The following is an 11,871-nucleotide window of genomic DNA, read 5'->3' on the forward strand; positions in this document are numbered from 1 at the left end:
CCTACCCCCTCCCACAAGGGGAGGGGAGAATTCCCTCTCCCTTTCCCTCTCCCACCAAGGGAGAGGATAACTTAAGAAGTATAACCGAATCTATTTATGGAGGATTCATCCTTCCTCCAATCTTTTTTAACCTTTACCCATAATCTCATAAAAATTTTTTCACCTAAAAATAGTTCAATTTCTTTCCTGGCTAAGCTACCAATTTTCTTTAGCATACTACCATTTTTGCCAATAACTATGCCTTTTTGCGAGTCCCTCTCAACATAAAGTGTAGCTTCTATTTCAATTATATCTTTATCCTTTCTCTTTTCCATCTTCTCTACTTCTACTGCAATACTGTGTGGAACCTCCTTTCTCAAATTTTCCAAAGCTTTTTCCCTAATTATTTCAGACACCCAGAATTTGGGATGTTGATCTGTGAACATATCTTCAGGGAAATAGGGAGGTCCATATGGGATAAAACAAGATAATGATTCTAATAGGATATCCAAATTTTTATTATATTTTGCAGATATTGGTATTATCTCTTCAAATTTTCCTAACTTCTCTGTTTCAGATATCTTCTTCTTAATTTCGTCTTCATCAATTAAATCTATTTTGTTTAATACCAAAATTTTTGGCTTATCAATTGAATTTAGTTTTTCAGCAACAAACTTATCTCCTTTTCCGATTGCACCACTTGCTTCAATCATAAATAAAATTACATCCATCTCTTCTAAAAAACCTAATGCAGCAGCATTTAATCTCTCTCCAAGTTTGTCATGAGGTTTATGAATTCCAGGGGTATCCACAAATACCATTTGATAATTTTCTCTATTTATAACACATCTTATCCTTCTACGTGTGGTTTGCGGTTTTGGAGATATTATTGCAACTTTTTGTTTTACTAAGCTATTAACCAATGTTGATTTTCCAACATTGGTTCTTCCCAAAATTCCTACAAACCCAGACTTAAATTTTTTTTCCATTATTTTAATACCTGACAATTAATATCTAATACCTTACAACAAATATCCAACACCTGATAATTAATATTAATATACAATAACTTATATTTAATACATGATAATTAATCTAAATGAATTTTTAAGAATTAAAAATTAAAGTTTAAATGGTTTTGGAAAGAGTTCTTTTAAGTTAATTGTTATTATTTTTCCCACTGTATTTAACAATATTAATTCTAAATCTGGATTAAATTCACTCATAATCTGCATGCAAGCACCGCAAGGAAGTAGAATATCTTCACTCTTTTGCATATCTTTTTTTGCAATTTCTTGTATATTCTCTTCGCCAGTTTCTCGTTCATGCCCTTTAGCAAAACTTCCTACTATTGCCATTTTTATGAACTCTTTTTCACCATTTGAAACTGCATTTGAAATTGCTACTCTTTCTGCACAAATAGTTAAACCATATGATGAATTTTCTATATTACAGCCTTGATACACATTTCCAGATTTAGTTAATAAAGCAGCACCAACTTTAAAATTTGAGTATGGTGCATATGCATTCTCTCCTGTTTTTTTTGCAATTTCTACAAGTTCTCTATTATCCAATTTATTCCTCCAAATTTATTAATCTTCTTCTTGTGAATTTATTTCCGAACACAGTTTCTCAACTAATTCTAACTGTTTTTTTTCCATTATTTTTGCTTTTTCTTCACTACTGTCATCATATCCTAAAAGGTGTAGTAGACCATGAGAGATTAAAATCGCAATCTCTTTTTCAAAACTATGTTTAAGTTCTTTTGCCTGATTAAAAGCTACTTTGGGACAAATTAACAATTCCCCAAAAATTGGTTGTTGTTGATTCTCAGAAGTATTAGTTTTTGTGGAATCGATATGTGAATTGATGTAAGAAAAAGATAAAACATCAGTAGGTTCTTTCTCTCCTCTGAATTTCTCATTCAATATTTTCATTGTGCTTTCATCAATAAAAGCAACATCTATCATTTTTCCTTCGAGTGTGCTTAAATGTGAAAATAAAATATCTGCAATATTTTGAATCTTTCTTAAATATATTCTTACCTCATTCTGATGATTTACTATTTCAATTCCCATTACTGGTTATCTTTCCTATCTTCTTTAAAATTCCTCGTATTTTTAGGTTCCTTTTTTTTATCGTTTGATTCTTTATCTGGGTATTCAATTCGGGAATGAAATATTCCTTGAACAAGAGTTTTATAAAATGAATCTGCTATTGTTTGAATCTCTTTTAAGGTTAAATCTGATTCATCCAATTGATGATCTTCCAACTTATCTTCAATAAAATCATCTATCATTCTCTTTAAACCAGTTGTAGTTGGATTAGTCATTGCTTTTCCCCCAGCCTGCACAATATCAGCGAACATCAGTATAGCAGCTTCCTTTGACTTTGGTTTTTCACCAAGATAACGAAAAACCTGTTCTGTGGTTTTTTCTTCTTCATAAGCTTCTTCCAATTTCTTTTGTTTATTATAGAAATAGGATATTATGCTATTGCCATGATGCTGAGCTATGCAATCAATTATCTCTTTAGGAAGTCTAGCTCTTTTAGCCATTGATACTCCGTCCTTAACATGGTTTGCGATTATCAACTTTGAAAGACTTGGCTTAATATATTCATGTATACTCTCTTTATCACTAAGATTCTCAATAAAACTCGAAGGTCTCTTTAATTTTCCTATGTCATGATAGTATGAAGCTACTCTTACTAAAAGAGCATCAGCTCCTATTGCTTCAGCAGCAGATTCAGCTAAATTTGCAACAAGTAAGCTATGATTATATGTACCCGGAGCATTTTTTATTAATCGTTTCAGTAGATGTTGATTGGGATTGGAAAGTTCAAGCAACCTCATAGAAGTAGTAATATTGAATAAATTCTCAAGAAAAGGAATGGCACCAAGAGTTATAATTGTACAAATCAAACCATTCGCAAACCCTATTAAGGAATAAAAAAATGCAAGTTTTATATTGGCATTTGGAATATTTATTGTAAAAACGAGTAAACCAATTATCAATGCTAAAAGAACTCCAGCTTTTATAATCTTCTGTCTTTCTGAAACTTTAGAAACTAAATAAACCGCAAAAACTCCACTTATAAGTGCAACTAAAAAAAAGTTAAAAAATCCAGCAGTTAATATCCCGTTAAAAACTGTCAAAATAAAAGTGGTTATAATACCCAAATGTGAATCAAAAAGAATTGTTACTATCATAGAAGCTGCAGCTATCGGTATAATATATCCCCACCATAATGATGGTCCCATTATCAGCTTAGATACAAATTCAGAAAAGATGCGTATTATTATAGTAAAAGATAAAATAATAATTGATAATAGAATAACATTTTTTATTCTTAAATAGTTACTTGGATGAAATTTATATAGATAAATTGCGAATGATAATACTGATAAAAATACTAAAGAAGATGTACTAAGAATCTGTTTCCAGGTTAAGCTCTTACCAGTAAGACCTATATATTCGAGAATGAGGAGGGCATTCCGTGTTATGGGATATCCCTCTTGGACTATTGCTTCATTTGCCTTTACTGGTATTTTTGTGAGAGGTACTTTACTGGCTGCTTCTTCTCTTTGTCTTTGAGTCTTTGCTTCTTCATAAACCGCTGTTGGACGAAGAAATCTTTCTACAATTTTTGCTACTATAACCTTCTCATCCTCTGATAAATCGACATCAACCATATATTTTTTATCAATTTCTTTGACGTACTCTGATAACTGTCGAGGTTTTATTTTTTCCTCCATTATTTCTTTAGTTACTTTCTTGCTCTCATTTAAAATATTTTTTATTTGTTCCTCATCAAGAGTAAGCAAGTAATTAGTAGAGTCATTTGAAAAACCCTTATTATAATTTGTATTAAAATGATTTAGTTTTTCTTCAGGAGAAAGATCTTTACGATTAGATGTTACTAATAAATTTATAAATAGATTTTCAACATCATCAATACTCTTAGTTAAAGCTTCAATATTATAGGAATATACAGGTTCAACATTTGCATAAGCCTCCTTTTTTGCTTTTTCCCAATTCTCCTCGTCTGGAACTTCAAACATATATGGAGCCTTGTAATCGAAAGGGCTCATTTCGCCCTCTTTTAAATTATAAGTTGGACCAACATTTGCCGTTAGAATTATAATTATTAAAAATGTTAGAAGGGCAAATATATAACCACTCTTAAAAGATGGGCTTGTTAATTTTTTAAATATTTTTGATATATCTTTATATTTTATATTTTTAACTTTCCTATTCAAGAATTTCTCACACTTTCTTTTATTCTTCTTAAATATACTATTACTATTTAAAAATGAGATTTATTACTACTATTTTATTATATTTACAAATAATTTTATTACTTATTTAAAGAGAATTATCTTCTTTTTTATTCTCATAAGTATCATAAGCTTTCACAATTTCCTGTACAATTTTGTGCCTTACTATATCCCTGTCAGAAAAATATATAAATTTTATATTTTCTATTTCAGAAAGTATTTTCTGCACCACAAACAGACCTGATTGAGATTTAGATGGTAAATCTATCTGAGTAATATCACCAGTTACTACAGCTTTTGAACCAAATCCCAATCTTGTTAAAAACATTTTCATCTGCTCTGGAGATGTATTTTGTGCTTCATCTAAAACTATAAATGAATCGTTAATAGTTCTTCCCCTCATATAGGCTAATGGAGCTACTTCAATTATTCCAGTTTGCATAAGTGAATAAAATCTTTCAGCTTCCATCATATCATGAAGAGCATCATATAGTGGTCTTTGATAAGGATCAACTTTTGCATAAATATCACCTGGTAGAAACCCTAGCTTCTCTCCTGCTTCAACAACAGGTCTTACAAGTATAATTCTTCCTACAGTTTTATTCATTAGTGCATTTATGGCCATAGCCATTGCAAGATATGTCTTACCTGTTCCTGCTGGTCCAATTGCAAAGACTACAGTATTTTTTTTAATAGCATCTATATATTTTTTCTGCCCAGATGTTTTTGGTCTTACAACCTTTCCTCTTCCCACTACAATTGTATCGCTAATAAATTTATGAGGTAGAATTTCTTCTCCAACTTTAATGGATTCTATGGTATAACTTACACTCTCAGGTGTTAGATTTTGATCATCATTTATTTGTAAAATCAACTCTTTTATTAAATCAGAAGCAAGATTTACATTTTTTTTCTTTCCACTTATAGCTATTTCATTTCCTAAAGAAAACAATTCAACTTCAAAATGATTTTCTATCAAATCTAAGTAAATATCACTCTTACCCCAAAGATCAACTATAGATTTACCTTTTTTAAATTCTACTTTTAACTCCTTTTTAAACTTTATCAAGATAAGTTCTCACCCCTTATTGTTTATCAAATACAACAATAGCACATAAAAACTAATTTTTAACAGATATAAAACTATATAAAGATGAATCTCATTTTAAATAAACTAAATAAAATACTTTGGTTGAGATTGCCATGTCGCTAACGCTCCTCGCAATGACAAGATATTATTAATTATATATTAAATTATTTTTGTTCAGTCTCTAAATTCGATAGTGCTTTAAAAACTAAATCTTTAATGACTTTTCCATCAGCTCTACCAGTCACTTGAGGTATAATTTTACCCATCACTTTACCAAGATCTCTTACAGTTTTTGCTTCAACTTCTTCAATAATTGAATTAATCATAGTTTTTAACTCATCTTGAGTAATTTGTTTTGGAAGATAAGTTTTTAATATTTCTTTTTCTTTTCTCTCCTTATCAGCTAATTCCTTCCTACCACCTTTCTCAAATTCAGTTATTGATTCTTTTCTCATCCTTATCTCTCTATTTAATACTTTAAAAAATTGTTGTTCATCTAATTCTTTAAGTAATTTTTTTTCCTCGTTTATAATACTGGCTATTAAAAGTCTAAGAGTTGAAACCTTTAATTTTTCACCTTCTTTTAATGCTTTTTTCATATCTTTTCTTATTTTTTCCTTATACATATTATTGCCTTATTCCTTCCATTCTTAAATCTTTAACTTTTTGTAATAATACATCGACTATTTCGCCCTTTTTCGAAGTTCTATCTTCAAAAAATACTTTGATATAATTTTCAGAAGTCCCTATTTTCTGATAATCATTTTTACCATTATTTTCTATCAAAACTTTTACTTTTTCTCCGATATTACTTTTTAGATAGTTAATTCGAAGTTTATCAGCAAGCTCTAATGCTTTTTCACTTCTTTCTTTAATTATATCTGAGGATAGTTTATTATCCATTCCTGCTGCTAATGTTAAAGGTCTTTCTGAATATTTAAATACATGTACCTTACTAAAATTTAGTCTTTTCATCATTTTTAAACTTGTTTTAAAATCTTTTTCCTCCTCGCCAGGAAATCCAACTATTAAGTCAGATGTAATAGCAACTTCTGGTATTTTTAATCTTATTTCATTTATCTTCCTTTGGAATTGTCTTATATTATAATTCCTTCTCATCATTTTTAATACTCTATCACTTCCACTTTGTAATGGTATATGTAAATGAGGACATAATCTATTGTTTTCAGATAATAAATCAATCAATGAGGATGAAATGTTATTGACATCTATAGAACTCAGTCTCACCCGAAAAATATTAGTTTTTTTTAATATCTCCTCAATCAAACTTGTTAAATCCGTTTCATTTTCTAATTCTTTGCCATAAATACCGATGTTTATTCCAGTTAAAACTACCTCTTTAACTCCTTCTGAAACTAAATACTTTATCTCATTTATTATCTCTTTTTTATTTCTACTTATAGGTTTTCCCCTCACATATGGAACAATACAGTATGAACAAAAATTATCACAACCATCTTCTATTTTTACTAAAGCCCTAGTATGGGAGGAATAATTTAAAAATTCTGGCTTTGTTCTACCTAATTCTATATTACTTAACCTTGTTCTGTTTATATTAAAATTTGAACTTTTTGATATTCGTAAAATATCCTCCAAAATATCTGGTAGATCTGATTTTTTTTCATTAGGAAACACACCAAAAACCCCATTTATATCTTTCAGTTCTTCTTTGTCTCTATTTACATAACAACCCATTGCAATTACTTTACTATCTGGATTTTTTGAAATAAGCTTTCTTAATATCTGTCTCGATTTTCTGTCAGCTTGTTTTGTAACTGTACACGTATTTACCAAGCAAATGTTGGGGTTATCCTCCTCCCCCACTTTTTTCCATCCCTTCAGGATGAGTTCTTTTGCCAATCTATCTGATTCATATTGATTTGTTTTGCAACCTAAAGTTTTTATATAAAATCTCAAATAATTCTTCCTCTAAATTATCTTATGTATCTTCCTTAACGTTCTCTTCAAAACAAAAATAATCTTGGAATAGACTTATTACTCCTTTAAATATCTATTTTTATATATAAATGGTAGCATAAATTAACCTGTGAATATTATTATTTTATGCAAATATAATTGGCATTTCGTTAGAAATGATGAAGAATTTATTTGAAGGCTTTTTTTAGTTTGGTTATGAAATTTGATGTTCCATTTCCGACTTTTAATCCTTTTTCTTCTGCAATTTCTTTAAGAAATTTTATCTCCTTTTTAGTCATCTTTTCAGGAGTTTCAACCACAATCTTTATTATATGATCCCCTCTCATATTTCTACCTAAATGCTGGATTCCTTTATTTTTCAGTTTAACTCTTTTTCCACTTTGAGTACCTGGAACTATTCTTATCTCATCCTTGCCATCAAGGGTTTCAACTAAAATTTTGGACCCCAATGCAGCTTCATAAAAAGTGATTTTCTTCTTAGAGAATATATTATATCCATCACGAACAAATTGTTTATGAGGTGTTACTTCAATCTGAACATATAAATCTCCATAAGCTCCACCTCTAATTCCAGAATTGCCTCTTGCTAATACTTTTAATCTTGTTCCTGTAGATACACCAGGTGGAACATTTATCGTTAATTTACTCTTTTTATAAACTCTTCCCTCTCCATTACATTGACTACAAGGTTTTGCTATAACCTTACCAGTTCCTCTACAATTAGAACATGTTCTGGATGAAATCACTGTACCAAAAAAACTTTGACTGGTGGTTCTTATTTCACCTACACCATTGCACACAGGACAATTTTTTAACTCTCTATCTTCTGAACCAGAGCCTCCACATTTTTCACATGCTTCATATCTATCATATTCCAAATCTTTTTTTACACCAAATGCAGCTTGCTTAAAGGAAATCTTAATTCTCTCTAAAATGTTATCACCCATAATAGACCATGTTTCAGATCTTGTTCTAACTCTTGTTCCAAAAGAGGGTTCCCCGAAAAAATCAAATATATTTTTCAGGAAAAAATCACCAAAACCAAATTCTCTAAATATTGATGAAACAGAAGAATAATCTGGTCTATATGAATCTCCAAAAACTTTATGACCAAACATATCATATCGATTTCTCTTTTCAGAATTACTCAAAACTTCATAAGCTTCAGTTGCTTCTTTAAATTTATCCTCAGCTTTTGGGTCATCCGGATTTACATCAGGATGATACTTTCGAGCAAGTCTTCTATAAACTTTCTTTATTTGATTATTATCCGCATTTCTTGGAACTCCAAGAACTTCATAATAATCTCTTTTAGTCAATTTAACTCACCTTAAAATAAATATTAAAATTTTTAATTATAAAATATTTTTATTCTATTTTAAAGAGGGATTTGAAAATTTCTGATGGAACTTCAACTTTTCCAAACCTTTTTAACTTTTTCTTCCCAGCTTTTTGTTTCTCAAGTAACTTTCTCTTCCTGGTGATATCACCTCCATATAGCTTGGCTGTGACATCTTTTCTTCTTGCTGGAATGGTCTCACGAGCTATTACTTTTTTTCCGATAGCTACTTGTATTGCAACTTCAAAAAGTTGTCTTGGGATTAGCTCTTTTAACCTTTTTGCGAGTTCTCTCCCCCTATTATAAGCTTTATCTCTATGAATCATAAATGAGAAGGCATCAACAGTTTCACCTGCCAATTTTATATCCAACTTAACAATATCACTCTCTTTATATCCAGTAAGTTTATAGTCAAGTGAGCCATAACCTTTAGTTTTGGATTTAAGAAGGTCAAAAAAATCAACTATAATTTCAGAAAGTGGAATTTCATATTCCAAATGAACTTGTGTTGGTGAAGGATAAGACATATTTAAAAATTCCCCTCTCTTTTCTGTGCATAAATCCATTATTACTCCGATATATTCAGCTGGAGTATAAATTGTAGCTTTTACATAAGGTTCCTCTATCTTATCTATTTGAACATTAGTGGGAAAATCTGCAGGATTCTTTACAACAATGTCTCCCCCAGTTCCAGTTGTTATCTTATATGCAACTTGTGGAATAGTTGCTAATAGATCAAGATCGTATTCTCTTTTTAACCTTTCCATCACAATATCCATGTGAAGCGATCCCAAAAATCCACATCTGAAACCAAATCCTAAGTTAGGTGAGGTCTCAGGAGTAAAATAAAGTGCAGCATCATTTAATTTTAATTTTAAAATTGAATCTTTAAGCAGCTCATATTGTCCTCCATCAACAGGGTAAAGACCACAATAAACCATCGGTTTTGGTTCTCTATATCCTGAAAGAGGTGATGATGCTCTAAAAGCCTTATCAGTAATTGTATCTCCAACTCCCACTTTTTGAACATCTTTAAATCCAGTTATTATATATCCGACTTCTCCAGCTGATAGCTTATTTAGCGGAAACATTTTTGGAGTAAATATTCCTATCTCCTCCACCTGAGTTGATACATTTTTTGCCATCATATCAATTATAGTTCCCTTTTTAATAGTACCATTTATTATCCTTGTAAATGCAACTACTCCTCTGTAAGGATTAAAGTCTGAATCAAATATTAAAGCTTGAAGTGGCTTATTGATATCCCCTTTTGGTGAGGGGATGCTTTTTACTATATTCTCCATAAGTTGTGGTACTCCCTCACCAGTTTTAGCTGAAACAAAAGATATATCGTCACTTTTCACACCTAAAATATCTATAAGTTGTTGACTGACCTCTCTTGGTCTTGCTTGGGATAAATCTATTTTGTTAATTACAGGTATAATCTTTAATCTATTTTCTAAAGCTAAGTATATATTAGCCAGGGTCTGTGCTTGAACACCCTGAGCAGCATCAACAACAAGTAGTGCTCCCTCACAAGCAGCTAAGCTTCTTGAAACCTCATAAGTGAAATCAACATGACCGGGAGTATCTATCAGATTAAAAATGTAAAAATTGCCATCCTTGTAATGATACAATATTCTAACAGCATGAGCTTTTATAGTTATTCCTTTCTCGCGCTCCAAATCCATATCATCTAAGTACTGCTCAGTCATTTCCCTCTCTGGAACTGTTTTTGTTATTTCCAAAAATCTATCAGCCAAAGTGGATTTTCCATGATCAATATGGGCAATTATTGAAAAATTTCTTATAAACTTAATTCTGTCCATTTTACATCTAAAAATAATAAAATATTTAATGTATTGCTAATTTTATTTTAATAAAAGTCTAAAATCTAAAAATAGCTTTGGATATATTATATATTGGATTAATTTAGGAAGTTTTAAATCTCTCTTTTATCACCTGAAGAAAGCTATTTAACTCTTCTATTTTCAATATAAAGCATAATGCAATATAGACCATTAAAGCAAGGTTTATAGAGATTAATATAGAAAAAAGTAAACCTAATTTATATGGGGAAAGCAGGTTATAAATATAGTTATGTGCAAAATAGGCAAATACAGCCATTATAAAGGAGGCTAAAAATATTTTTAAAGTAGAATATAAAATCTTTGTTCCTCCTAATCTTCCTATCTTTTTTCTAAGTAGTAAAAATAATAGTAAAAAATTAATTGAAATAACTAAAGATGTAGATAAAGCCAAACCTGCTGTCTTTAAAAATCTTATTAAAATCATGTTAAAAAATAATGTGCAGCAAATGGAAAATATCGCAACCTTTAGTGGAGTTTTTGAATCCTTTAATGCAAAAAAAGTTCTGTTTAGAATAAGCACCATCCCATAAGGAACTAAAGATAAAGCAAGGTATGAAAGAACTACTGCTGTTGAAAAAGTATTATTTAAAGTAAATTCCCCTCTTTCAAATAGAAGCTTTACAATTGGATGAGCCAAAGAAATAATACCCATAGATGATGGGGTTAATAAGAAATTGGTTAATTTTGTCCCTGATAAAAAGGAGTCTTTTAAATCTTCTATTTGATTTTTTGCTGCTTGTTTTGAAATATGTGGAAAGATAATTGTAGAAACAGCTACAGCAAAAATCCCTACAGGAAAGAACCATAAAAATTGAGAAATGTTTAAAATTGTTAACTCCCCCTTACCTATAGAAATAGCAAAAAGGTTATTTATCACATTATTCAATTGAGCACTTCCCAAACTTAATATAATCGGAAAAGAAAGTAACATTACCTCTTTTACACCTGGATGATTTAAATCAATATCTAGTTCATAATTAAAATCTTTATTTCTTAAGAATGGTAAAAGAAATAGAAATTGACCTATTGTTCCAATTACAATACCAACAGCAAAACTTAAAATTCCATATTTTCTATAAAGTAGAAGAAATACTAATATTATTAATAGATTCCATATAACAGTTGAGAATACAGGCGGTACAAAACTTTCATATGAATTTAAAAGAGCACTTACTATTGCAGTTAAACCCATAAAAAGAAGAGAGAGAAACATAATTCTTGTTAATAAGATTGCTAAAGACCGCTGACTTAAATCATCCTTAAGACCAGGAAGAATTTTATATATTGAAGGAATTGTGATAAATACTATGATAATTATTAAAATAAAAATAATAATAAGAAGGTTTATAAGTGT

At 30.0% G+C, this 11,871-nt stretch carries 10 protein-coding genes; all 10 read right to left on the bottom strand.

The genetic code is table 11. From position 1 onward, the window contains the following. Positions 1-71: 71 nt before the first annotated feature. Positions 72-968, bottom strand: a complete 897-nt coding sequence (gene era, locus KKC53_02815; protein ID MBU2598096.1) for a GTPase Era — start codon at positions 966-968, stop codon at positions 72-74. A gap of 132 nt (positions 969-1,100) precedes the next feature. Next, positions 1,101-1,553: a cytidine deaminase gene (locus KKC53_02820; GenBank protein MBU2598097.1), complete on the bottom strand. Its 453-nt coding sequence runs from the start codon at positions 1,551-1,553 to the stop codon at positions 1,101-1,103. Between the two features lie 18 nt (positions 1,554-1,571). Then, positions 1,572-2,057 (bottom strand): rRNA maturation RNase YbeY, encoded by a 486-nt coding sequence (ybeY, locus tag KKC53_02825; protein ID MBU2598098.1) that lies wholly within the window; start codon positions 2,055-2,057, stop codon positions 1,572-1,574. Next, a complete protein-coding gene (locus KKC53_02830) occupies positions 2,057-4,240 on the bottom strand; it encodes an HDIG domain-containing protein (protein MBU2598099.1) in 2,184 nt (727 codons plus the stop codon). Before KKC53_02830 ends, ybeY begins: the two co-directional genes overlap by 1 nt. A gap of 106 nt (positions 4,241-4,346) precedes the next feature. Further along, on the bottom strand, positions 4,347-5,276 hold the full coding sequence (locus KKC53_02835) for a PhoH family protein (GenBank protein ID MBU2598100.1): 930 nt from the start codon (positions 5,274-5,276) through the stop codon (positions 4,347-4,349). Positions 5,277-5,512: 236 nt separating this feature from the next. Continuing rightward, on the bottom strand, positions 5,513-5,974 hold the full coding sequence (locus KKC53_02840) for a GatB/YqeY domain-containing protein (GenBank protein MBU2598101.1): 462 nt from the start codon (positions 5,972-5,974) through the stop codon (positions 5,513-5,515). Position 5,975: 1 nt separating this feature from the next. Beyond that, positions 5,976-7,286 carry a tRNA (N(6)-L-threonylcarbamoyladenosine(37)-C(2))-methylthiotransferase MtaB gene (gene mtaB / locus KKC53_02845; protein MBU2598102.1) on the bottom strand — a complete coding sequence of 437 codons (1,311 nt, stop codon included), beginning with the start codon at positions 7,284-7,286 and terminating at the stop codon, positions 5,976-5,978. Positions 7,287-7,474: 188 nt separating this feature from the next. Beyond that, positions 7,475-8,626 carry a molecular chaperone DnaJ gene (gene dnaJ, locus KKC53_02850; protein MBU2598103.1) on the bottom strand — a complete coding sequence of 384 codons (1,152 nt, stop codon included), beginning with the start codon at positions 8,624-8,626 and terminating at the stop codon, positions 7,475-7,477. A 49-nt stretch (positions 8,627-8,675) separates the two neighbouring features. Next, the gene (gene lepA / locus KKC53_02855; protein MBU2598104.1) at positions 8,676-10,475 is read right to left on the bottom strand and encodes a translation elongation factor 4; all 1,800 of its coding nucleotides are present in this window, start codon (positions 10,473-10,475) and stop codon (positions 8,676-8,678) included. A gap of 103 nt (positions 10,476-10,578) precedes the next feature. Further along, positions 10,579-11,871 (bottom strand): murein biosynthesis integral membrane protein MurJ (murJ, locus tag KKC53_02860; GenBank protein ID MBU2598105.1); only part of this gene is annotated, 1,293 nt, incomplete at its 5' end.

This window comes from Actinomycetota bacterium, from assembly GCA_018830725.1.
Classification (GTDB): Bacteria; Actinomycetota; Humimicrobiia; order JAHJRV01; family JAHJRV01; genus JAHJRV01.

Excerpts from the sequence above, each read along its gene's own strand:
- KKC53_02840 (MBU2598101.1), bottom strand. The coding sequence starts at position 5,974 with ATGTATAAGGAAAAAATAAGAAAAGATATGAAAAAAGCATTAAAAGAA.
- ybeY (MBU2598098.1), bottom strand. The coding sequence starts at position 2,057 with ATGGGAATTGAAATAGTAAATCATCAGAATGAGGTAAGAATATATTTA.
- lepA (MBU2598104.1), bottom strand. The coding sequence starts at position 10,475 with ATGGACAGAATTAAGTTTATAAGAAATTTTTCAATAATTGCCCATATT.
- era (MBU2598096.1), bottom strand. The coding sequence starts at position 968 with ATGGAAAAAAAATTTAAGTCTGGGTTTGTAGGAATTTTGGGAAGAACC.